Source organism: Pedobacter sp. UBA5917 (assembly GCF_002432345.1).
Lineage (GTDB): Bacteria > Bacteroidota > Bacteroidia > Sphingobacteriales > Sphingobacteriaceae > Pedobacter.
Map to the genome: position 1 here is coordinate 1 of NZ_DJDT01000230.1, position 22,718 is coordinate 22,718.

22 protein-coding genes are annotated in these 22,718 nt (G+C 39.8%); 8 read left to right on the top strand and 14 right to left on the bottom strand.

The window, feature by feature from the left end:
- Positions 1–96: 96 nt before the first annotated feature.
- Entirely contained in the window at positions 97–936 is an 840-nt protein-coding gene (locus B2V92_RS15335; protein ID WP_293309658.1) for an AraC family transcriptional regulator, read from the bottom strand.
- 98 nt (positions 937–1,034) lie between these two features.
- Between B2V92_RS15335 and B2V92_RS15340 the strand changes: the two genes are divergently transcribed.
- Genes B2V92_RS15340 through B2V92_RS15350 form a run of 3 tightly spaced genes read left to right on the top strand, consistent with a single transcriptional unit; the run spans position 1,035 to position 3,122 of the window.
- Positions 1,035–1,226 carry a hypothetical protein gene (locus B2V92_RS15340; protein WP_293309660.1) on the top strand — a complete coding sequence of 64 codons (192 nt, stop codon included), beginning with the start codon at positions 1,035–1,037 and terminating at the stop codon, positions 1,224–1,226.
- A complete protein-coding gene (locus B2V92_RS15345) occupies positions 1,144–2,088 on the top strand; it encodes an L-dopachrome tautomerase-related protein (RefSeq protein ID WP_293309662.1) in 945 nt (314 codons plus the stop codon). The genes B2V92_RS15340 and B2V92_RS15345 overlap by 83 nt, the downstream gene beginning before the upstream one ends.
- Positions 2,089–2,108: 20 nt before the next feature.
- The gene (locus B2V92_RS15350; RefSeq protein WP_293309664.1) at positions 2,109–3,122 is read left to right on the top strand and encodes a zinc-binding alcohol dehydrogenase family protein; all 1,014 of its coding nucleotides are present in this window, start codon (positions 2,109–2,111) and stop codon (positions 3,120–3,122) included.
- A gap of 173 nt (positions 3,123–3,295) precedes the next feature.
- Here the strand turns inward: B2V92_RS15350 and B2V92_RS15355 are convergent, their stop codons facing one another.
- Together B2V92_RS15355 and B2V92_RS15360 are read right to left on the bottom strand one after the other, a co-directional pair.
- Positions 3,296–3,685 carry a response regulator transcription factor gene (locus tag B2V92_RS15355; protein ID WP_113951274.1) on the bottom strand — a complete coding sequence of 130 codons (390 nt, stop codon included), beginning with the start codon at positions 3,683–3,685 and terminating at the stop codon, positions 3,296–3,298.
- Between the two features lie 43 nt (positions 3,686–3,728).
- Complete coding sequence (locus tag B2V92_RS15360) at positions 3,729–4,493, bottom strand: DeoR/GlpR family DNA-binding transcription regulator (RefSeq protein ID WP_293309667.1); 765 nt, start codon at positions 4,491–4,493, stop codon at positions 3,729–3,731.
- A 158-nt stretch (positions 4,494–4,651) separates the two neighbouring features.
- Between B2V92_RS15360 and B2V92_RS15365 the strand changes: the two genes are divergently transcribed.
- The 3 genes from B2V92_RS15365 (at position 4,652) to B2V92_RS15375 (ending at position 8,571) form a co-directional block, all read left to right on the top strand.
- Complete coding sequence (locus tag B2V92_RS15365) at positions 4,652–6,220, top strand: glycerol-3-phosphate dehydrogenase/oxidase (RefSeq protein WP_293309669.1); 1,569 nt, start codon at positions 4,652–4,654, stop codon at positions 6,218–6,220.
- A 34-nt stretch (positions 6,221–6,254) separates the two neighbouring features.
- A complete protein-coding gene (gene glpK / locus B2V92_RS15370) occupies positions 6,255–7,745 on the top strand; it encodes a glycerol kinase GlpK (RefSeq protein WP_293309671.1) in 1,491 nt (496 codons plus the stop codon).
- Positions 7,746–7,833: 88 nt separating this feature from the next.
- Positions 7,834–8,571: an MIP/aquaporin family protein gene (locus B2V92_RS15375; RefSeq protein WP_293309673.1), complete on the top strand. Its 738-nt coding sequence runs from the start codon at positions 7,834–7,836 to the stop codon at positions 8,569–8,571.
- 438 nt (positions 8,572–9,009) lie between these two features.
- Here B2V92_RS15375 and B2V92_RS15380 read toward each other — a convergent pair whose 3' ends face one another.
- Complete coding sequence (locus B2V92_RS15380) at positions 9,010–10,293, bottom strand: M16 family metallopeptidase (RefSeq protein WP_293309675.1); 1,284 nt, start codon at positions 10,291–10,293, stop codon at positions 9,010–9,012.
- A gap of 12 nt (positions 10,294–10,305) precedes the next feature.
- A complete protein-coding gene (locus B2V92_RS15385) occupies positions 10,306–11,595 on the bottom strand; it encodes a M16 family metallopeptidase (protein WP_293309677.1) in 1,290 nt (429 codons plus the stop codon).
- 236 nt (positions 11,596–11,831) lie between these two features.
- Here B2V92_RS15385 and B2V92_RS15390 point away from each other — a divergent pair, with 236 nt between their 5' ends.
- Both B2V92_RS15390 and B2V92_RS15395 read left to right on the top strand, forming a co-directional pair.
- Entirely contained in the window at positions 11,832–12,503 is a 672-nt protein-coding gene (locus B2V92_RS15390; protein WP_293309679.1) for a 3'-5' exonuclease, read from the top strand.
- Positions 12,493–13,944, top strand: a complete 1,452-nt coding sequence (locus B2V92_RS15395; RefSeq protein ID WP_293309681.1) for a DUF294 nucleotidyltransferase-like domain-containing protein — start codon at positions 12,493–12,495, stop codon at positions 13,942–13,944. Before B2V92_RS15390 ends, B2V92_RS15395 begins: the two co-directional genes overlap by 11 nt.
- Positions 13,945–14,133: 189 nt before the next feature.
- Here the strand turns inward: B2V92_RS15395 and rplT are convergent, their stop codons facing one another.
- The 9 genes from rplT to B2V92_RS15440 form a co-directional block, all read right to left on the bottom strand.
- A complete protein-coding gene (gene rplT / locus B2V92_RS15400) occupies positions 14,134–14,478 on the bottom strand; it encodes a 50S ribosomal protein L20 (protein WP_025144714.1) in 345 nt (114 codons plus the stop codon).
- A 73-nt stretch (positions 14,479–14,551) separates the two neighbouring features.
- The gene (rpmI, locus tag B2V92_RS15405; protein ID WP_010600880.1) at positions 14,552–14,752 is read right to left on the bottom strand and encodes a 50S ribosomal protein L35; all 201 of its coding nucleotides are present in this window, start codon (positions 14,750–14,752) and stop codon (positions 14,552–14,554) included.
- 29 nt (positions 14,753–14,781) lie between these two features.
- Entirely contained in the window at positions 14,782–15,351 is a 570-nt protein-coding gene (gene infC, locus B2V92_RS15410; protein ID WP_055911781.1) for a translation initiation factor IF-3, read from the bottom strand.
- Positions 15,352–15,368: 17 nt separating this feature from the next.
- On the bottom strand, positions 15,369–17,294 hold the full coding sequence (gene thrS, locus B2V92_RS15415; protein ID WP_293309696.1) for a threonine--tRNA ligase: 1,926 nt from the start codon (positions 17,292–17,294) through the stop codon (positions 15,369–15,371).
- A gap of 116 nt (positions 17,295–17,410) precedes the next feature.
- Entirely contained in the window at positions 17,411–17,905 is a 495-nt protein-coding gene (locus B2V92_RS15420; RefSeq protein ID WP_293309698.1) for a hypothetical protein, read from the bottom strand.
- Entirely contained in the window at positions 17,902–19,005 is a 1,104-nt protein-coding gene (locus B2V92_RS15425) for an acyltransferase family protein (RefSeq protein ID WP_293309700.1), read from the bottom strand. The genes B2V92_RS15420 and B2V92_RS15425 overlap by 4 nt, the downstream gene beginning before the upstream one ends.
- 213 nt (positions 19,006–19,218) lie before the next feature.
- Positions 19,219–20,118, bottom strand: a complete 900-nt coding sequence (locus tag B2V92_RS15430) for a hypothetical protein (RefSeq protein WP_293309702.1) — start codon at positions 20,116–20,118, stop codon at positions 19,219–19,221.
- A 402-nt stretch (positions 20,119–20,520) separates the two neighbouring features.
- A complete protein-coding gene (locus B2V92_RS15435; protein ID WP_293309706.1) occupies positions 20,521–21,258 on the bottom strand; it encodes a (Fe-S)-binding protein in 738 nt (245 codons plus the stop codon).
- A 22-nt stretch (positions 21,259–21,280) separates the two neighbouring features.
- Positions 21,281–22,588: an MFS transporter gene (locus B2V92_RS15440; protein ID WP_293309704.1), complete on the bottom strand. Its 1,308-nt coding sequence runs from the start codon at positions 22,586–22,588 to the stop codon at positions 21,281–21,283.
- Positions 22,589–22,718: the final 130 nt, after the last annotated feature.

The following is a 22,718-nucleotide window of genomic DNA, read 5'->3' on the forward strand; positions in this document are numbered from 1 at the left end:
AGCATCTTTTTAGCATGAAAGACCCTGATCCCGATGTAAAATCGGGACAGGGTGACGATCGCTGTAGAGAAAGTTTGTTTAACCAGTAAAATAAGCTTAACTCGCTACCAAACTCCTGAAAGCTTTGAGACTCATCCCCTTCTGCGACTTAAAAAATTTGTTCAAATGGCTTTCATCCGTAAATCCCAATTCGAAGGCAATTTCGTTGATCCGCATATCACTGAAACGCAAACGTGCTTCTATCAGCTTGATTCTTAAATTGGCAATATACTGTTGTAAAGTTTCTTTGGTCTGCTTTTTAAAGTATTTTCCAAAATAGTTTTCAGAGATCCCAAATTCGGCACTCAGCTTTTCGGCCCTTAGTTTCTCCGGATTATAGATATTAGCCTGTATATAGTTTAACAGATCGAGCGTTTTTTGTTCCGAATCTTCTTTAATATTGGCAGGCAGGTATTTCGCAATGTTACGTGCCACCAGCACAATCATGGTATCAACCATTTTGGTAATCAACTCTTTGTTGTAAAGATCGCGGTTTACATATTCTGCAATCATGGCCTCAATCAGCGATTTAACCAAAGGTTTATCAGAAAAGTTTTTGAGGATACATCCTGGCTGGTGACTGGCATTTTGAAGGATATATTCCAATCTTTTCACATCATCGGTATGAAAATCTTTTGAGTGGAGGTATACATTGCCAAAGCGCAGAAAGAAAAACTCGGTCGTATTTTCAATGTCGAAAGAATGGCAATCGTCTGGTGTGATCAGGAACATGTGTCCGGCACGGTAGTCGAACTTGTTATTATTGATACATTGTTTGCCACTGCCCGATAAAACATAAACCAGTTCGAAAAACAGGTGTTTATGGCCATATTTCGGACATTCATCGAGCTTTTGATATACAATTTCGTACGGTTCGTATAAAGTTTCTTTAATCATGTAAAAAAGCTTACGGCGCAAATATACCGAAATAACACCAATTAATACCGTTTATACTTAAATTATCAGTTGATATTTGCTATATAAAATAATCACACATGAAAAATCAATTAAAAAGCAGCCTCTTATTGACGGCACTTTTCAGCCCATTTTTTTTAATGGCACAACAAAACCACCAAACCAATCTCGAAGTTGTTGCCGCGCTTGATGTCAGGCCGGGCGACGTGGCTGTATCAGCAGAAGGCAGGATATTTTCTACCATCCACCCATTGGGAAATACAACTGGTTGAAATTAAAAATAAAAAAGCAATACCCTACCCATCAATAAACCTACAAAAGAACGGGCAAAAAGCTTCCGATCAAACTATTGATAGTCCTCTGGGAATTATCTTCGATAAGAAAAACCGTTTGTGGGTAACCGATATGGGTTTGAACCTCGGCAAAACCCGTCTTTGGTGCTTTAATATCAAAACTAATCAGGTAATCGAAAAAATAGAAATTCCTGAAGCTATTGCACCAGCCGGAACATTTGCACAGGATGTTGCCATAGACGAAAAAAATAATTGGGCTTATCTGGCCGACATCAATAACCCCGGCATTATAGCTATAAACCTAAAAACGAAAGAAGCTCGGAGATGGAGCGGACACGTCTCTTTACAGGCCGAAAATAAAGATATGGTGATTGATGGAAAAGTAGTTTATTTTAAAGGGAAACCTGCCCGTGTAGCCATCGATCCTATTACAATTTCTGCAGATAGGGAAACCATTTTTTACGGTGCCATGGTGGGTACTACCTGGTACAAACTGCCAGCTAAACTGTTCAGGGAAGGAAAAAGTGATCAAACTATTGCCGATGCTGTACAAAAAGCAGGCAATAAACCTATGAGCGATGGTGCAACTACTGATGAGTATGGAAACCACTATTTTACCAATTCACAGGAACATGCCATTACCAAAGTGGATGTTAAGGGTAAAAGCTCAAATATTGTACAAGACGAAAAAATCAAATGGCCCGATAATGTTATATTTGGTCCGGTTGGCTGGATATATGTTACTGCCAACCAACTGAATACCACGCCAGCCTTTACCGGCACTACAGATACCGGCAAGGCGCCCTACTACATTTATAGATTTAAAATAAACAAAAGATAAATTACAATAAGCCATAAGATATGAAAGCAATAGGATTTAAAACCTCATTACCCATAAACGAAAGCGAAAGTTTTATTGAATTTGAAACACCGATCCCTGAAGCAAAATGCCGCGATATCCTTGTAAAAATCAAAGCCATCAGCGTAAATCCGGTTGATTTCAAAATCCGCCAGAACAGTGCAAAAGATACCATTTTGGAAAGTCCAAAAGTGATCGGTTGGGATGCTGCCGGAACAGTAGAAGCCATTGGCGAAGCGGTAACCTTTTTTAAACCCGGAGATGAGGTTTATTATGCGGGAGAATTTACCCGAGATGGCTCCAACGCCGAATACCAACTGGTTGATGAGCGCATTGTGGGCCTAAAACCAAAAACATTAACTGATGCAGAGGCAGCAGCCATACCATTAACCGCGCTTACCGCATGGGAATCCCTTTACGATCGTATCCGCATCAGTGAGCAAAAAGATAAGGGAAAAAGTATTCTGATTATTGGCGGCGCAGGCGGCATGGGCTCGATTGCTATACAGCTTGCCAAAAAAGTAAGCGGTTTAAAAGTTATCACAACGGCATCACGCCCCGAAACAAAAGAATGGTGTAAAGCCATGGGGGCTGATGTGGTAGTAGATCATAAAAACCTGGTTGAAGAAGTACGCGCAGCAGGTTTTAACGAGGTAGATTTTATACTCGATTTTGTTGACCTCAACGGTTACTGGGATCAAATTGTGGAACTGATTAAACCACAGGGACATATTGTATCCATCACCGGATCGGCTACTCCAGTTGTGCTGAACAAATTAAAAAATAAAAGCGTTACTTTTTCATGGGAGTTTATGTACACCCGCTCGCTGTTCAAAACAGATGATATGGAAGAACAGCACCGTATTCTGGATCAGGTTGCCCAGCTTTTGGATAAAGGCGAAATAAAAACTACACTTCAACAAACGTTGAAAGGATTTACCGTAGAAAATCTAAAAGAAGCGCATCGTTTACTAGAAAGTGGCAAAACTATTGGTAAGGTGGTGATTGAGTATTAGAAATTTAATAAATCGCATAAAACATAGTCGTCACCCTGAATTTATTTCAGGGTCTAATCAGTATGATAGATGCTGAAATAAATTCAGCATGACGGCAGTGCGAGAAGAATAATACCAAAAAAAAGAGAGAAGCCTTTTTAACTTCTCTCTTCTTATATTCCTATCCGGCTTTATTAAACCGTAGTCCTGTTTTCCGAACTTCTTTTTAACTGTGCATTAATACGTTCCAGCACATCATCTATATCAAACGGTTTACTGATATAATCATCTGCAAGCGCATCAATAGCCTTTTGTTCGCTATTGTTCTGTGCCGACATTACAATAATTGGGATGTGTTTGGTAAAAATATCGTTTTTTAAGTCTTCGCAGATTTCTGCCCCATTTCCGTCTGGCAACATTACATCCAACAAAAAAAGATCAGGCATTGCATCCTGGATATTCTTTTTCAGCTCTGCAAATGATGATGAAAGCTGTAGTTCAAAACCTTCTTCCTTCAACAGGATTTCAATAACGTTTCTGATCTCCTGATCGTCTTCTAAAATGTGTATTCGTTTTTTTTCCATGTTCAAATTATATGTTTGGGATATACCGTCGGCGTGGAATGCGCTACACGATAGTAACAGTAACACCTAAACTCTCCAAATGTTTTACAATTTGTTCAGAAATTCCTTTATCGGTAATAATATGGTCTATTTCTTCCAATCCGCAGATCTTTCCAAAGCCTCGTTTTCCAAATTTGGTTGAATCGGCCAGTACAATCGTTCTTTGGGATGCGCCGATCATTTTACGGTTTAAATGTGCTTCCATGGCATTTGTGGTGGTTAATCCAAAATCAAGATCGATCCCATCCACTCCTAAAAACAGCTTGTTGAAATAAAAATCCTGTAAAACCTGTTCCGCATAAGCCCCCATCACCGACGACGAGCTTTTTCTGAGCAAACCACCCAATTGTATCACTTCTATACTCGGCTCACGCATTAGTTCTAAAGCCACATTAAGTGCCGAGGTAACCACTGTTAAATTGGTAGCCGGAGCAATATTCTTCGCAAAATAAAGTACTGTTGTACCCGATGCAATTACGATCGAATCGTTATCGTTTAACAATGCAGCAGCAGCGATGCCGATTTTATTCTTTTCGGTAGATTGTATTTTTTCTTTCTCGTTAACCGGACGATCAACCGTATATGGATTGTTTACCGTAGCACCACCGTGCGTCCTAAACAACAAGCTTTTATCTTCAAGTAGTTTTAAGTCCTTTCTTATTGTTACAGACGAGACTTTCAGTTCCTTACATAAATCAACCACGTTTATATATTGATCGCGTTGCAGGCGGCTCAAAATAAACTGGTGCCTCTCAGCCAAATTCATCATAGTATATTTAATTAGCAGGCTGCAAATTAGCAATAAAAACAATCTTTAAAATATTTTGAACAAATAATTAATAAATTTTTAACAAGGACACTATATTATTTCGATAGTTATTTCGTATAATTACATATTGTTTCGTTTTATTACTTTTACAAATCAAAATGAAAAGATTACATCAGCCGAAAATAACAGATAACATCAATTGGGACCTGATCATCATTGGTGGCGGCGCAACTGGACTTGGTACAGCTTTGGATGCCGCAAGTCGTGGTTTTAAAACTTTATTGGTAGAACAGGCTGATTTTGCAAAAGGAACATCAAGCAGGAGCACCAAGCTGGTACATGGAGGCGTAAGGTATCTTGCGCAGGGCGACATCGGTCTGGTAAGACATGCACTCAAAGAACGTGGTTTATTACAACAGAATGCCAAACACCTTGTACATAAAGAAGCATTCCTGATCCCCTGCTACGATTGGCTTTCAGTGATCAAATATTTAACCGGACTTACATTATACGATTGGCTTGCGGGCAAATACAGTTTCGGCAAATCTAAATATTTTTCTAAAAAAGAAACCCTTGCCATGATGCCAGGCATTAAAGAAAAAGGTTTAAAGGGCAGTATCAGATATTATGATGGAAAATTTGATGATGCCCGTTTAGCCATCAACATTGCCCAAACAGCTGTAGAGAAAGGAGCATCTTTATTAAATTACACCAAAGTAACCGGATTATTAAAAGATGGCGAAACCGTAACGGGAATTGAAACAGAAGATGCCATTACAGGCGTAAAAGCCAGCTATCATGGCAAAGTGGTAATTAACGCTACAGGTGTTTTTGTAGATGAAATTCTGCACATGAACAATCCCAATTCCAGAAAAATGGTACGTCCGAGTCAGGGGGTGCATGTGGTATTGGAAAAAAGTTTTCTGAATAGCGAATCGGCTTTAATGATCCCGAAAACTTCCGATGGCCGCGTATTATTTGCGGTTCCATGGCACGAACATTTGCTTGTGGGCACTACCGATACCCCGTTAGATGAACACAGTTTGGAACCAAGAGCACTAAAAGAAGAAGTTGATTTTATTATGGCTACTGCTACGAGCTACTTTAACCGTAAACCTTTGGAAAAAGATATTTTAAGTGTGTTCTCTGGCCTGCGTCCATTGGCTGCGCCAACTAGTAGCGACGGAAACAGTACAAAAGAAATCAGTCGCGATCATAAACTGATTGTTTCGGCCAAAGGATTGATTACCATAACCGGTGGTAAATGGACTACTTATCGCCGCATGGCTGAAGAAACAGTTAATCTGGCCATTACCCATGCCGGTTTAGCATCGAAAGCCTGTATAACCGAAAATTTAAGTATCCACGGGAGTATTTTTGTTGAAGAAAATCATCCTTTAGCCATTTACGGATCAGACCGTGCTCATATTGAAGCTTTGATACAAGAAAATCAAGCTCTTGCACAAAAATTACATCCCTCTTTTCCTTTTACAGAAGCTGAAGTAGTTTGGAGCGCAAGGCACGAAATAGCCGAAACAGTGGAAGATATTTTAAGCAGGAGATTAAGGGTATTATTTATTGATGCACAGGCTGCAAAAGATATGGCACCTAAAGTTGCCTCGCTCCTGGCCAAAGAATTATCAGCAGATCAAAACTGGGAAACCGAACAGATTGAAACTTTTAATACATTAGCTGATGGTTATCTTTATCATCAGTCTTTAAAATAACCGAGCGGGCATTGCCCAAAACCAAGTATAAATTATGAGCAAGTACATCTTATCTATCGATCAGGGAACCACGAGTTCGAGGGCTATTATTTTTAACCACAATGGAGAAATAGTGGCCATTGCGCAAAAAGAATTTACGCAAATTTACCCCAAGGCCGGTTGGGTGGAGCATGATCCGATGGAAATCTGGTCTACACAATTGGCTGTGGTAACCGAAGTAATTGTTAAGGCAAGCCTTACTGTAAACGATATTACCGCCATCGGTATTACCAACCAGCGCGAAACCACCGTAGTTTGGGATAAAGAAACCGGATTGCCGATTCATAATGCCATTGTATGGCAAGACAGGCGGACATCGGCCTATTGTGATGGAATTAAAGCTAAAGGTTTAGCCGGTAAAATACAGGATAAAACGGGTTTAATCATCGATTCGTACTTCTCTGCAACCAAAGCCCGATGGATTTTGGAAAATGTAGATGGTGCAAGGGAAAAAGCGGAAGCCGGAAAACTGGCTTTTGGGACCATAGATACCTGGTTGATCTGGAAGTTAACTGCCGGAGAGAAACATGTTACCGATGTAACCAATGCTTCGCGCACGATGCTTTACAACATCCATACTTTAAGCTGGGATGAAGAACTGCTCGAGCTATTTTCCATTCCAAAATCAATGTTGCCAGAGGTAAAATCATCGAGTGAGGTTTATGGCGAAACTGCAGGAAGAATATTGGCAGCTAAAATACCCATTGCAGGCATAGCTGGAGATCAGCAATCGGCCCTTTTCGGACAAATGTGTACCGAAATTGGTATGGTAAAAAACACTTATGGCACAGGTTGTTTTATGTTGATGAATATCGGCGAAAAGCCAAAAATTTCTGCAAACAACCTTTTAACTACCATTGCGTGGCAGATTAATGGAGAAGTAAATTATGCCTTAGAAGGAAGTATTTTTATAGGCGGGGCAGTTGTGCAATGGCTTAGAGACGAAATGGGATTTATTTCCAGATCGGCAGATGTAGAAACGCTTGCCAAAAAAGTAAAAGATACCGATGGTGTTTATGTGGTTCCTGCCTTTGCAGGTTTAGGCGCCCCACACTGGGATCAGCATGCCCGCGGTACCATAACAGGTTTAACACGTGGTACAAATAAATCGCATATTGCCAGGGCGGCCCTAGAGAGTATCGCTTACCAGACCATGGATGTGTTAAAAGCCATGGAAGCCGATGCCGGTGTAAACATTACCGAACTCCGTGTAGATGGTGGTGCAACAAGCAATGATTTATTGATGCAGTTTCAGGCTGATCTCTTAAACTGTAAGGTAATCAGGCCAGAAGTAACCGAGGTTACGGCTATTGGTGCTGCTTATCTGGCCGGTTTAGCCACTGGTTTTTGGGAAAGTATTGATCAGATCCGTGATCAATGGAAAATCAACAGAACTTTTACCGCAGAAGAAGGCATAAACAATACGGAAAGAATAAAGGGCTGGAACAGAGCTGTAAAAGCAGCCAGGGTTAATGCAGAAGATTAACAGTAAGTTGTCACCCTGTCCCGATTTCACATCGGGATCAGGGTCTTTTATTTCTGAATTATAAATTAATTAAATCGCTTAAATTATTATGAACGCATATCTCGCAGAATTTATCGGCACTGCATTAATGATCCTTTTAGGAAATGGCGTAGTTGCCAATGTAGTGCTTAAAGATACAAAAGGCAATAATAGCGGCTGGATTGTAATTACCACCGCCTGGGCATTGGCTGTTTTTGTAGGTGTTGTAGTGGCCGGTCCTTACAGTGGTGCGCACTTAAACCCTATTGTTACCTTAGGTTTAGCCCTTGGCAAAGGTTTTAGCTGGACTTTGGTTCCTTATTACATCCTCGCACAATTAACAGGTGCCATGACGGGTTCTTTTTTAGTGTGGATTATTTATAAAGACCATTTCGATGCTACAGATGATGCAGGTTTAAAAGCCGCACCTTTTGCCACATCCCCTGCCATCAGAAATAAAGTTTCCAATCTCACTTCCGAAATCATCGGCACTTTTGTGCTGATATTTGTAATCTTCTATTTTACGGACGCCAGTATGGGCACTAAAGAAACCGTTACGCCTATCGGATTAGGCTCAATGGGTGCTATCCCGGTAGCTTTTTTAGTATGGGTAATCGGTTTAGCCCTGGGTGGAACTACAGGTTACGCCATCAATCCGGCAAGAGATTTAGGTCCACGCATTGTTCATGCTTTAATCCCGATGAAAGGTAAAGGCAGCAGCGACTGGTCTTATGCCTGGGTGCCTATAATTGGTCCAATTATAGGATCGATATTAGCCGCCATAGCTTTTTTAATGATTGGAAAGTAAAATAATGAAGTCTTGCTATCGTCCTCGTTTGTAACGAGGATGTATGAGGCTTGCATTTTTAATGCGATTATAGAATAACAATGGCGATAAAATCGCCATTCTCGGCTATCCTCGTTACAAACGAGGACAATAGTTTTAATAGTCAAACCTTCGAGATTTGTAAAACTACTGGCTTTGTTCAATAAACCTGATAGGACGGAGAGCCCGTAGCGAAGTATGAGCAAGGCTTGGAGGGATAGCAGGGCTGAAAGCCTCCATGAAAAACAGAACGTTAATTTTCAAAAAAAGAAGCGAAATCTGGCATTGAATAGCCTGTCTTTTAAAAACGATAAAATCGTTTAGTTATTTATGCGCTCGTTGATAAACGAGCGCAAACACATAAGTGGAATACCAAACCTCGCAGGTTTCGAAAACCTGCGAGGTTTTTTTTGGAACGTTTTACTGAAAGGCAGCTCTTCCCACCTGCTCATCTCCTAAATACACCCATATGGCTCCTTTCATGTATTTGGCGAATGCGGCTTTCATATCTTCCAAAGTTACCTTGTTAAAATTCGCTACCATATCATCAACAATGGTATAACTTCCCAATACCTCAGCTTCGCCCAAATCCTCTACAATTGAACTCGCGCTTTCCTGGTGCCTGTAATAACCATCGCGGTGGTCTTTCTTCAGCGCATCAAGGTAACGCTGACTATATTGTCCTTCTTTGATATTGTTATATACGCCGATCATGGCCTTAAAAGCTTTTTTAGGCTGTGTAGTGCTCACAAAGATCGAAGTATATGGAATCTGCTGCATTTTGATGGTTGCACCGGGAGCATAAGATAAACCCTGTTTTGTGCGCAGTTCGTAATTCATACTGCCACTTAAAGCATTTATGGTTAATACGAAAGCATAATAATCGGCACTGCTCATGGTAGGTGCATTCATAATGCAACTCATGTAGTTGGTGGCTATATCACGCTGTTCAACTACTAAATGCTCGCCCGTAAGGGTTTTGCGATCGTAAACCGGTGGTGTATAAGGCTTTCCTTTAAGCGTAGCAAAAGAGGCACGTATTTTCTTTTCCAGTTCTTCTTTGGTAATGTTGCCTGCAACCACCAAAAACATCTTATTCTTGTTTAACAGCTCGTTATGGTAATAATTACCCACAGTTTCGGGCGTAAAAGCACTTACCGTTTTACTGTTGCCCATTGGATTGATGCTATATGGAGAATCTTTAAACATACTTTCCATACTCATCTGCTCCACCCTGGTTTCAGGGTCCGACTGGCTATGATAAATACCGGTGATCAAACGGTCTTTTGTATTCTGGAATTCTGTTTTATCAAAAGCAGGGTTTACAATCGCATCAGAGAAGAGTTTCCAGCCCTGATCGAGATATTTTGAGATGCAATCCATACTGATTGTACCATAATCCGTTGTAGACGATCCTGCGATCTCAATCCCATATTCATCAGCCAGCTCCTGGTAATCTACAACACTGTAATTTTTAGTGCCACAGCTCGCAGCAGCAGCCAGGGCCAGATTTTCGATTCCTGCCCTTTCTGCATTATAATTCATTACACCTCCCCTAAAAAACATACTTACACTAAAAGTTTCTTTCTGGGTGGGTTTTAGAATTACTTTTAAGCCATTAACGTCAAAGGAGATAGCACGCGTTTGAGCACCAACCAAGTGTGACAGTAAAATAAGATTGATAAAAAATATAAACTTTTTCATTGGAGCGTTGCGTTATGGATTTGATTTAAAAAAGGTTTCAGGTTTCACTTCATTCATGCCAGCTTTATCCATCATTAAACCGGCACAATAAGGTTTATCCTTTATATACTTGCGCACATAATCAATCAGATCTTTACGCGTTACCTTGTTTACATTTTCTTCGTAGTGCGTATAATAATCGATAGAGGCCGATGCCCACCAAAACGAAAGCAAATGCGCATAATCAGACGTTACCTCTCTCCTTTGCACCTGTTCTATTGATAATAAACGTTTTGCCCTTTCAATCTGTAAATCAGAAAGATAATCTTCATTTGTCCACAACGAAATCTGCTTAAGTACCTCCTGATAACATTCTTTTATCTTTGCCGGATTTGGGCTTACCATAAAACTGATCGGCCCGGTATATTTTTGAGTATAATAATTCACATCTGCCTGTTGCGCTAAACCCGAGTTAATCAGCGCCTGTTTCATCTTCGATCCATTCTGGTTCACAATAAACGAAAAAACATCCGCTGCATAAGTTGCAGGTATGTCGTTCCGTGTATCAGGTCCATGCCAGCTAAAAAGCATGTACGGTACAGGACTTTTATTTGATTCGACAAAATAATAATCGATTTTTGTTAATGGTTTAAACTCCGGTATTGGCCACTTTGTAAATGGATCAAACGGCGATCTTTTCCATCCGCTAAAGATGTAATTCACATAATTAAACGCTTCATCAACCTTTACATCACCCGCAATTACCAAAACAGCATTATTTGGCCAGTAATACTTGTTTTTGATAGAATCCATTTTTGATGGCGTGGCCGACAAAATCACTTCGTGACTGCCGATTACGTTTTTACGGGAATAATTAGTCCCCCACATATGGCGTGAATTGGCTTCCATCAATGCAAAAATCGGACTCGATTCGTGCCTTGTAAACTCAGCATTAACCACTTCATTTTCCATTGCCATATCCTCTTTTATAAATTTTGGATAGCGGATAGACGAATTCATCAGGCTTAAACCTGATTTTAGATTGGCCGCAGGCAATGTGAAAAAATAATTCACCACCTCTTCCCTTGTGGTAGCATTGGAGTTGATATCCAGATCGTTCATTCTCGTATTTAAACGCTCAAAGTCAGGATAATCTTTATTGGCCTTAAAAAACAGGTGTTCGTACAGGTGACTTAAACCATTAAACTCATCCGTTTCGGTAAAAGAACCATTTCTACAGGCCATTTCTATAGTAACCAGGGGAACGGTACGGTCTACCACTACCAGCACTTCCAAACCGTTATCCAGCTTTTTAAAGTGCATGTTTTCACTAAGCTTTTCCTGGGCAAAAGCAGATCCAAAGCATAATATCAATGCTATGGAGCAAAATAATCGCGAGCGCATAATTAAATAAATTTGAGCGGCAAATAACTTCAAATCTTTCACTTTAACAAATAATATTTTCTTTTACATTGAAATATTTAGAATGCGCTTATGCCCTAATCCTTTCGGATATTTAATTATATTTGAAAGGAGAACATTTACCTAACCATTTAAAATTGCAGGAATACTTCTTAGTTGTTGATACCGAAACATCTGGTTTGCCCAAAAACTGGTCGGCACCTTATTCCAGCGAAAAAAACTGGCCGCATATTATACAGATTGCCTGGATTATCTATGACCAGAACCATCAGGAAATTAAACGGGAAAACCATTACATTAATAACATTGGAGTTAAAATTGACAAGGCAGCCTTAAAAGTGCATCATATTGATGCTGAATACCTACAGGCCAATGGCGAAGCTAAAGAAAAAGTGATGCTCAGCTTTGCCGATGATATCGAAAAATACCGTCCGCTGGTAATCGGACATTTTATCGAACTCGAATACCATATGGTGAATGTAGAACTGCACAGGATCGGCCGGAAGAATATTTTCAAAGACCTTGTTTTTTTCTGTACCATGAAAGCAAGTGCGCCTTACATCACCAATACCGTAATCAGCTATTTAAAACTCGATAAGTTTTATACCGTGTTATTTAATGAAATACCTGAAAATGTGCACAATGCTTTATCTGACACTTTAAATACAGCCAAAATTTTCTTCCATCTTTTAGAAACAGACAAAATTAGCTTAACTTCAGCTTATCATCAGGAACATACTTTTAACAGGGAAAAGAAAAAACCATTTTCGATTAAAAGAATTTTACAGGGAATTTTTAATGGAAGATAAATTAGCAGATCAGATTTATACAGCGCGTATCGGCGATATCACTTTCAAAAAAATTGTGAGCTGCAGTCCTGACACCCCCATTTTTGAAGCGGCACTTAAAATGGCCGAGTTTAAAACCAGTTGCCTTTTTATTAAGGACGATAAGGATATTTATCTGGGTTTTGCAACTGATATTACCCTGCGTGATAACGTAATAGCGAAACAACTGGATACGAATTTACCTGTGAGTGAGGTAATGGATACCAACATTGTAACCATTTCGCCCGGTGCCTATGTTTACGAAGCCATATTGATGATGTTCAGCAAAAAATCGCGTTATCTCCTGGTAAACGACAATGGCAATTATGTTGGCTTTTTAAGCAGGAACAGGTTATTGAGCGAGCAGGCCGAATCGCCGTTGGTTTTTATCCAATCGGTAAAATCGGCAGTAAATACGGCCGATTTAAAGCTCAAATGGCAAAAAGTACCCGGTATTGTTGCCCAGTTATTGGCCAGGGGTGTGCATGCCAAAATCGTAAATGAGGTAGTTACCACCATTGCGGATACCATATCCTTTAAAATTATTGAAGAGGTGATTTCGAAACTCGGTCCGCCGCCTGTAAAGTTTGTATTTATGGTGCTGGGTAGTGAAGGAAGGAAGGAAATGAGCTTAAAAACAGATCAGGACAATGCCATTATCTACGAAGACACTCCCGAAGACGAAAGGGCTGCCGTACGCTCCTATTTCCTCGATCTGGCTACGCAGGTTTCCGATAAATTAAACTTTGTGGGCTTTGTTTACTGTGATGGCGATTATATGGCCACGAACCCCAACTGGACACGCTCCTTATCACACTGGAAATACAATTACAAAAACTGGATTGAAGAAGCTTTGCCCGAAGCAGCCGTTAAATTTGCTGCTTTTTTTGACTGCAGGGCAATTTATGGCGATTTAGACATGATGCAGAGTTTAAGAGATTTTGTTGATGCAGAACTGCAAAAGCCTATCGAAAAGTTTTATGTATACCTGGCCAAAAACGCTTTATTATACGAGCCCCCACTTACTTATTTCAGGAATATCAGAACCCAGAAAATCCATAAAAAAGAAGTGTTTGATATTAAAACTGCCATGACACCGATTGTGGATCTGGCCAGGGTTTATGCTTTACAGAACAGGATCTTTCAAAAAGAAAATACGGGAGAGCGCTTAAGGGCGCTAAAAGACCTTGAAGTTTTTAGTGAAACGCAGTATAACGAACTTTCACAATCATATTATTACCTAATGGGATTGCGGTTAAAACACCAGGCAAATCTCATCACAAAAGCCCAGGCTGCCCCGAACAACTTTATCGAAATAGATACCTTAACTAAAATCGAAAAAGTAACATTGATCGAGATATTTAAAATTATCCAGAATTTTCAGAGTGGGATTAGGATGAAGTTTACGAATACGCTGGGCTAAGGGCATAGCGCTTTCAACAAGGTCGTCATACTGAACTTGTTTCAGTATCTATCATGCTATTATATGTTAGTGAAAAGACCCTGAAATAAATTCAGGGTGACGACCTTCTAGGAAAGATTACAAAATAAAAAAGGTCCCGATTTGCATCGGGACCTTTTCTAAATATGATTATCGCCTAAGCGAAAATTTCTATTTTACTGCATCAATTACAGCTTTGAAAGCTTCTGGGTGATTCATTGCTAAATCAGCCAATACTTTACGGTTTAAACCGATTTCTTTTGAAGCTAGTTTACCGATCAATTGAGAGTAAGAAATACCGTGTTGACGTGCACCAGCGTTGATACGTTGGATCCACAATCCGCGGAATTCTCTTTTCTTAACTTTACGGTCACGGTATGCATATTGCAAACCTTTTTCTACTGTGTTTTTAGCAACAGTATAAACCTTACTTCTTGCTCCCCAATAGCCTTTGGCTAGATTAAGGATTTTTTTTCTTCTTCTTCTCGAAGCTACTGCGTTTACCGAACGTGGCATGTTGTTGTTGTTTTTTGGTAAGCGGCGCCCAACTAAGGAACTTTAATGCCTGATACCTGGTGAAATTAATAAATTACTTTCCGATGCAAAGCATACGTTTAACGTTACCTGAATCTGCGTCAGTTACAATTCCTGCATTTCCAAGAGCACGTTTACGTTTAGTACTCATCTTTGTTAAGATGTGACTTTTGTATGCTTTGTTTCTTTTGATTTTACCTGTTCCAGTAAGCGAAAAACGCTTTTTAGCACTGGAATTGGTTTTCATTTTTGGCATAACCTGTTTTTTAATTTATAAACCTATTTTTATTTTTTTGCTACTTTAGGCGCAACTGTAAGGAACATACGTTTACCCTCTAACTTAGGTAACAACTCTACTTTTCCTACATCTTCCAAAGCCTGGGCAAATTTCAATAATAAAATTTCTCCCTGTTCTTTGTAAACAATTGCCCTTCCCTTAAAATGCACATAAGCCCTAACCTTCTCACCGTTCTCTAAAAAGCTTATCGCGTGCTTTAGTTTAAACTGGAAATCGTGATCGTTGGTATTAGGACCAAAACGGATCTCCTTAATTACAGTTTGTTTAGCATTGGATTTAATCTCCTTTTGCTTTTTCTTTTGTTCGTAAACAAATTTACTGTAATCGATAATCCTACAAACCGGTGGTACGGCATTTGGAGAAATTTCTACCAAATCCAATTCCAGTTCATCAGCAAGCGCCAAAGCTTTCGCCAAAGGATAAATCCCCGGTTCAACATTATCGCCAGCTAAACGCACTTCGGGCGATTTTATATACTGATTAATGTTATGCTCTGCTTCTTTTTTCTTAAAAGGTGGACGTGGTCCCCTGTTAAATCCTGGTCTTCCTAATGCCAAATTTGTACTATTTTAATTTAAACTGTTATTTCTTTTCTTAATAAATTGTTGAACTCTTCCAAGGTCATTTCACCCAGATCGCCTTCACCGTGTTTACGGACAGAAACTTTTCCTTCTGCCATTTCCTTATCACCGATAATGAGCATATATGGGATCTTTTTAACTTCCGAATCGCGTATTTTACGACCGATTTTTTCATCCCGGAAGTCAATCAGCCCGCGAATATCGGAATTATTTAGCTCATCTAAAACTTTTTTTGCATATTCTTCATATTTTTCTGAAATAGGAAGGATAATAAACTGCTCCGGACTTAACCATAAAGGGAAGTTTCCGGCACAATGCTCAATCAGTACAGCGATAAATCTTTCCAATGAACCAAACGGTGCACGGTGGATCATTACCGGACGGTGTTTCTGGTTATCGCTACCGGTATACTCCAGTTCGAAACGTTCTGGCAGGTTATAATCTACCTGGATGGTACCCAACTGCCATTTTCTACCTAAAGCATCTTTCACCATAAAATCGAGCTTAGGACCATAGAAAGCGGCTTCGCCATATTCTACAACGGTATTTAAGCCTTTTTCGGCAGCTGCTTCGATAATCGCTGTTTCGGATAATCTCCAGTTTTCGTCAGAACCGATGTATTTTGCTTTGTTCTCCGGATCTCTTAACGAAACCTGGGCAGTATAGTTTTCAAAACCTAATGATTTAAATACATAAAGTACTAAATCGATCACTTTTTTAAACTCATCTTTAACCTGCTCAGGCATACAGAACAGGTGTGCATCATCCTGGGTAAAGCCACGTACGCGGGTTAAACCATGTAATTCGCCACTTTGTTCGTAACGGTAAACTGTACCGAACTCAGCAAAACGCACCGGAAGATCTTTGTAAGAACGCGGTTTTGTTTTGTAAATCTCGCAGTGGTGCGGGCAGTTCATCGGTTTTAAGAAGAACTCCTCTCCTTCCTGCGGGGTCTTAATCGGCTGGAACGAATCTTTACCGTATTTTTCCCAGTGACCAGAAGTTACATATAAATTTTTATGCCCGATATGTGGTGTTACCACTTGCTCGTAACCTGCTTTAGCCTGCGCTTTAGTTAAAAAGTTAACCAAACGTTCGCGCAAAGCAGTTCCTTTAGGCAACCATAATGGCAAGCCCATTCCTACTTTTTCAGAGAAGGCGAACAATTCCAGTTCTTTCCCCAATTTACGGTGATCACGTTTTTTAGCTTCTTCGATCATCAACAGATATTCGGTAAGCTCGCTTGCCTTAGGAAAAGTTACCCCATAAATACGGGTTAACTGTTTTTTAGTTTCATCGCCACGCCAGTAAGCACCGGCCACATTCATCAGCTTAACCGCTTTTACAAAACCGGTATTCGGAATATGTGGACCACGGCATAAATCGGTAAATGCGCCCTGGGTATAGAAAGTAATTTTACCATCCTCCAGTCCGTCAATAAGATCCAATTTGTACTCATCGCCTTTTTCTGTAAAATATTTTACAGCATCAGCTTTGCTCACACTTTCACGCACAAAAGTTTCCTTTTGTTTGGCCAGTTCAATCATTTTAGTTTCGATCGCTTTGAAATCATCCGAAGAAAATTCGCGGTCACCAAAATCTACATCGTAGTAAAAACCGGTTTCAATTGCCGGACCGATACCGAATTTAGTGCCCGGATAAAGCGCTTCTAATGCTTCGGCCATTAAGTGGGCCGATGAGTGCCAAAAAGTTGATTTTCCGGCTGCATCATTCCAGGTTAACAATTTTACTGATGAATCAGCTTCGATCGGTCTTGTTGAATCCCAAACCTCGCCATTAACCTCTGCGGCTAACACGTTACGGGCCAGGCCCTCAGAAATTGACAATGCAATTTGATGGGCAGAAGTGCCCTTTTCATACTGACGGACAGAACCGTCAGGTAAAGTAATGTTAATCATCTACAACTATGATTTAAATTTTGAATAAAAAAGTGTTAAAGATCACTTACAATGTGATTCTATTTTGTGCGAAGATACGATTTTTAAACCGCAATTTAACAGACAAACTTAAAATTCTACTTTGGCTGCAGGCCTACTTCGTTCAGATATGCTTTCTGTATTTCCAATAAACGGTCGGGATAAGCATTCAGTTGTTCATACTTCAATGTAAGCTCGCTATGCAGCTTTTTCTTTTCCTCAATGGTTTTTGCCTTCAGCATTTCTTCTGCCGTTTTACCATAAGCATTAATGGCTGTTAAGTATGCAACAATACCATCGTTAAATTTTACAGCTTCTTTGCCCGGTTTCAGATCAGCGATATCGGCAAGGTCCATCTTCGAATTATTGATCAGGTTTTCGGCCTTGTTAGCTAGTGAAATAGAATCCTGGAATTCTTTTGCATAAATTTTCGCGGTATCCCTGAAAACGCTGTCGGTTTCGTCTATCTGCTTCATCTCCCGTAAAAAAATTGAAGTTACTTTTTCATTATAAGCATAATCAGCATTTGATGATTTGCAGCTAAATAATAAACTTAATGACAGGAATAGCAGAACAGGTATTAAAGATTTCATATGCGGTTATCGTTTAAGAATTTCTTTTTAAGGTATTTACGCAACGGTATATCTACAAATTTCATTACCAGATAAGAGAAAAGAATCAAAATCAGCACCGAAACCGGGATAATCACCCAAAGTGAAGATGCTGTCGGCTGTACTTCGGCTACATAGGTTAAAAAGATCCATACAAAGGGATAATGTACCATATAAAGCGGGTATGATATTTCGCCTGATAGATTACATATCTTTTTAAATGACGGATTTAATACCGTACCTGCGCCCAAAGCAACTAATAATGGGAAATAAAATAACACCAGTATAGGTTCGGTAATAAAATTGTATTTATCGTTAAAGGGAACCAAAAAAGCCGCAAGTAAAAGCACGATCATGCCTAAAAACCCGAGTTTATTTTTGATCACCCAATTTAAGCGGTAAACCAGCATACCCACTGTGAAAGAATACAGTACGCGTGCTCCGCCATCCCAAAAATTCTGTCCGCCCCAGCCGCCACCTAAATTTCCATTAGGAACTTTCACCGCTATATAAACAAGGCATGCCGCTCCTACCAGAACCAGTGCTATTAACGACTTTTTACCTAAACGGTAAAGCGCAAAAATGTAAAAGATATTGGCAATATATTCCCAGAATAGCGACCAGGCCGGCGCATTTAAACAGAATAAATTCGTATACCTTTCGGGCATGGCCGGATAAGGGATTAGAAAAGCGGATGATAAAAACAAAAGAAAGGTTTTCCCGAATCCATATACTTCATAAAGATCGCTGTACGGATCAATCAGAAAAGTAAAGAGGCCTAAAACGGAGCCAATAACCACCAGCGGATGCAAACGGATAAGCCTTAATTTAAAAAACTGTGTGATCCCAATATGTGGCGCACGGCTATCGTAAGCGTAGGCGATTACAAAACCGGATAAGCAGAAAAAGAAATCGACCGCAAGAAAACCATGTGATAAAAAGTTTTTATTGTAATTGGTAATTGCGATTTCCATAAAATGATAAATCACCACTACAATGGCCGCTACGCCCCTTAATCCATCTAAAATCTCGAAATGTTGCTTGCTTGCTAATAGGTTTGTCTTGTTTTCTGCTGTAATCACTTTGGCTAGTTTATAGTTTTCGCTCCAATAATAGCCATTCTTGTTTTATATGGCAAAATTACAAGGTCCAATGTAACATAATATTCAAAAATGATACAAAAAAAAGCCCCGATTTTACATCGGGGCCGATAGAATTATTATGGTGGTTGTAATTCGCTAACTTCCGAAGTTGGCGCGGCACAGGGCCGGGGCATAAACTTCGGAAGTCTTGGCTTAATTCATTCCAAATGCCCTGATCTGGCCACCGCCACCACCAGGTCTGTTCTGCCTAAAACGTTTCATCATGTTCTCCATTTTAGTTTTATACTCGTCGGCAGTAATCAGTTTCGCTTTTTTTGGTGCGGTTACATCTTTCGAACTTACATTTCTGTATTCGATGCTTTTTGCAATTGAACTGTTACCTCTACCTTCAATAGCCAAAACAGCACCTTCTGTCCACATATTTGGGTTTGGAGAAAAATCGAAGCCTAGATCTTTAGTATACCAGATTTTGGTTTCTTCCACTACATTTTTGTCCATATCCAAAATTTTGATGGCCCTGGTAGATCTTACAATTGCCTGGTGACAGGTAAAACCTAAAATCTGCTTGGTAGAATCTGTTTTAACTACTTCGATGGTTGGTGCCGGAGCAGGTTTTGCCTTGGTGGTATCGTTCGGGTTACCGCCACCCATCCTGAACGAGCCGATTGGGCCAGAAGTAGATAAGGTTAATTTGCTCGGCATATAATACGTCGTATCGTTCAGGTCGAAAACTTCGGTTAAGCTTTTATCTGCGAAGGTATAGTAGTATTCGCGGTTACCGCCACCGCTGCCAAAACGCATCATCATACGGCCCATTCCGCCGCCACCGCCACCTGCACCGTTGCTGTCCTCGGTTTCTTCAACGGGCATATAACTGGCATTTGTTGCGGTAAATAATAACTCAAAATTGGTTTTGCTTGACGAAGGCATCCTGGCTTTCATCTGATCGGTTAATTGTATGCCACTGGCTGATGCCATAGCGGCCGGATCGATGGTATTTTCGAACTGTATTGCGCCTGAAGTCTTTTTTTGTGCATTTGCAGCACCTGCAATAGACATTATCCCCAATAATGCGATGAATATTTTTTTCATTATGATTTTGTTTTGTAATTTAGATACGAAAGCCTTTAAAAGGTTTAACAAAGGTATTGTAGTTTGTAACGTAAAGCTTGTTAAAATGTGTTAAAATCAGCTACTTAAAGGTGGTTGTAATTTATTTTTTACAATTAGTATTGCCAAACCTCGCAGGTTAAAGGGGACGTCATCCTGAATTTATTTCAGGATCTATATTTCATTATTTCAAGATGTATTATTTTTTGAAAAGCAATTCCTGTGGTTCTTCGGATGCAGCAGCCCTGCCCTCTGCTTAATCCCGATTAAAGGTGGTTTTTAATTTAAACATTTTGTTAAATCGGGATAACGCCGGCGGTCAGGTTTATTTAACAAAATACAAAAACCTCGCAGGTTTTAAAAACCTGCGAGGTTTAATTCGATTTAGTATTCCGTACTCTCCAGCCATCCGTTACAAAGCACATCGGCAATGTGCATGGTTTTGATGGCGAGGTTATTTTTTTCGATATAACCCTGAAGGTGTAAAAGGCACGAAAGATCGGTTGAAATGATATAATCTGCCTGTTGTGCCAGAGCGTGATTTACCTTTTGCTCAGCCATGGCCGATGATATGGCATCGAACTTAACTGCGAAAGTACCCCCAAAACCACAGCACATGTCGGTATCTTCCATTTCGATCATTTCCAAACCATGTACTTTTGATAAGAGCTGACGGGGTTCATCCTTGATTTTGCATTCACGTAAAGCGCTGCACGAATCGTGATAAACCGCTTTTCCTTCCAATTCGGCCCCGAAATAATCTTTTTTGGCTACGTTTACCAGAAAATCAGAAAGTTCCCAGATGTTCGATTGCAAACTCCTACACTTATTGTGCACAATGGTATTGGTAAACAGATCATTAAATCCACCTTTTACCATGCCAACGCAAGATGCTGATGGTGCAACCACGTAGGTATTTTCAGTAAAATCATTCAGAAATTTTGTACCCACTTCTTTCGCTTCATCCCAATAACCCGCATTATAAGCCGGTTGTCCACAACAGGTCTGTTTTGAATTGTAGCTTACATCACATCCCGATTTTTCTAACAGCCTTAACGTATTAAAAGCGGTTTCAGGGTATAACTGATCTACAAAACAGGGTACAAATAATTCTACTTTCATCATATTCTAAACGACTGCAAACTTACAATTTTGCCGGTTCTTTGCGTTCGATTTTCCTTAAGATTACCAAAAAGATTAATCCTACTATAAAAAATGATGCCAAAGCAATGATTGACTGACGCATATTATGTGTAACTCCCTCTATAAGAGCAAAACTGAATAAACCGATCACAATTGCCAATTTTTCTGTAGCATCATAAAAGCTAAAGAACGAAGCGGTGTCTGTAGTATTTTCAGGAATATTTTTTGAATAGGTAGAGCGCGACAGTGACTGTATTCCACCCATAATTAAGCCAACTATTGCTGCAAGTGCATAAAACTGATAGGCGTTGGTGATCGTATAACCATAAATACAGCAGCCTATCCAGATTAACACCACAATGATCAGGACATTGATATTACCCAGTTTCTTTGCTAAAAGCGACATCAGCCAGGCGCCTAAAATGGCAACCAGCTGGATGATCAATATCACGGCAATTAAACTTCCCGATTCTAATTTTAAAACTTTGGCACCAAAACCCGCCGCTGCCAGCATAATGGTTTGCACACCCATCGAATAGAAGAAGAAAGCCAGTAAATAAGTTTTTAAAAAGCTCATTTGCTTAAGCTGGTTCCATACTTTTGCAAATTCGCCAAAACTACTTTTAATAATCCCCTTACCTGCTGTTGATGGATTTGGTAAATCTTTCGGCAAAGCCTTAAATGGAATCTGGGCAAACAAAAACCACCAGATACCAACCAGTAAAAAGGAAATCTGTGCAGGCAGCGATTTATCCGTAATACCGAATAATTCGGGCTTCAATACAAAAACAAAACATATTAACTGTAGAATTACGCTTCCAACATAACCATATGAAAAACCCTGGGCACTAACCTTATCCTGGTTTTCGGTAGATGCAATGATGGGCAGGTAAGAATTGTTGAACATTACCCCACCCACGTAACCCATGGCGGCAAGCACAAAGCAGATAATTCCTGCTTCTAAAGTCTCCAGCTTAAAGAAAAACAATCCCATACAGGCAATTGAACCTATGTAGGTAAACAACTGCATAAAGAATTTCTTTTTACCCTTAGCATCGGCATAAGATGATAATATGGGCAATAAAACCACCATAATCAGGTAAGCGAAAGATAATGCATAGTTGGATAAAACCGTGTTTATAAATGTTTTGCCAAAAAACGTTACTTCATCGCCATGCTCCTTTGTGGTGGTTATGGCTACATAATAAACAGGAAAAATTGTTGAAGTAATAACCAGGTTATAGGCAGAGTTTGCCCAATCGAAGAAAGCCCATGAACGGATGGTTTTCTTATTGTCTTTTTCTATCATTTAGTTTTAAGAAGGTTAACGGGTTAATCGGTTAACTTGTTAATAGTTTAGGCGGCTAAATAGTTCAATACAAAACTAATATTTTATTGGTAACTTGTTTGGTCATTTTTCTCAAATCTCAAATCTCAAA

Coding starts and splice junctions, on each gene's coding strand:
- B2V92_RS15335 (WP_293309658.1), bottom strand. CDS start 936: ATGATTAAAGAAACTTTATACGAACCGTACGAAATTGTATATCAAAAG.
- B2V92_RS15340 (WP_293309660.1), top strand. CDS start 1,035: ATGAAAAATCAATTAAAAAGCAGCCTCTTATTGACGGCACTTTTCAGC.
- B2V92_RS15345 (WP_293309662.1), top strand. CDS start 1,144: ATGTCAGGCCGGGCGACGTGGCTGTATCAGCAGAAGGCAGGATATTTT.
- B2V92_RS15350 (WP_293309664.1), top strand. CDS start 2,109: ATGAAAGCAATAGGATTTAAAACCTCATTACCCATAAACGAAAGCGAA.
- B2V92_RS15355 (WP_113951274.1), bottom strand. CDS start 3,685: ATGGAAAAAAAACGAATACACATTTTAGAAGACGATCAGGAGATCAGA.
- B2V92_RS15360 (WP_293309667.1), bottom strand. CDS start 4,493: ATGATGAATTTGGCTGAGAGGCACCAGTTTATTTTGAGCCGCCTGCAA.
- B2V92_RS15365 (WP_293309669.1), top strand. CDS start 4,652: ATGAAAAGATTACATCAGCCGAAAATAACAGATAACATCAATTGGGAC.
- glpK (WP_293309671.1), top strand. CDS start 6,255: ATGAGCAAGTACATCTTATCTATCGATCAGGGAACCACGAGTTCGAGG.
- B2V92_RS15375 (WP_293309673.1), top strand. CDS start 7,834: ATGAACGCATATCTCGCAGAATTTATCGGCACTGCATTAATGATCCTT.
- B2V92_RS15380 (WP_293309675.1), bottom strand. CDS start 10,293: ATGAAAAAGTTTATATTTTTTATCAATCTTATTTTACTGTCACACTTG.
- B2V92_RS15385 (WP_293309677.1), bottom strand. CDS start 11,595: ATGCACTTTAAAAAGCTGGATAACGGTTTGGAAGTGCTGGTAGTGGTA.
- B2V92_RS15395 (WP_293309681.1), top strand. CDS start 12,493: ATGGAAGATAAATTAGCAGATCAGATTTATACAGCGCGTATCGGCGAT.
- rplT (WP_025144714.1), bottom strand. CDS start 14,478: ATGCCACGTTCGGTAAACGCAGTAGCTTCGAGAAGAAGAAGAAAAAAA.
- rpmI (WP_010600880.1), bottom strand. CDS start 14,752: ATGCCAAAAATGAAAACCAATTCCAGTGCTAAAAAGCGTTTTTCGCTT.
- thrS (WP_293309696.1), bottom strand. CDS start 17,294: ATGATTAACATTACTTTACCTGACGGTTCTGTCCGTCAGTATGAAAAG.
- B2V92_RS15420 (WP_293309698.1), bottom strand. CDS start 17,905: ATGAAATCTTTAATACCTGTTCTGCTATTCCTGTCATTAAGTTTATTA.
- B2V92_RS15430 (WP_293309702.1), bottom strand. CDS start 20,118: ATGAAAAAAATATTCATCGCATTATTGGGGATAATGTCTATTGCAGGT.
- B2V92_RS15435 (WP_293309706.1), bottom strand. CDS start 21,258: ATGAAAGTAGAATTATTTGTACCCTGTTTTGTAGATCAGTTATACCCT.
- B2V92_RS15440 (WP_293309704.1), bottom strand. CDS start 22,588: ATGATAGAAAAAGACAATAAGAAAACCATCCGTTCATGGGCTTTCTTC.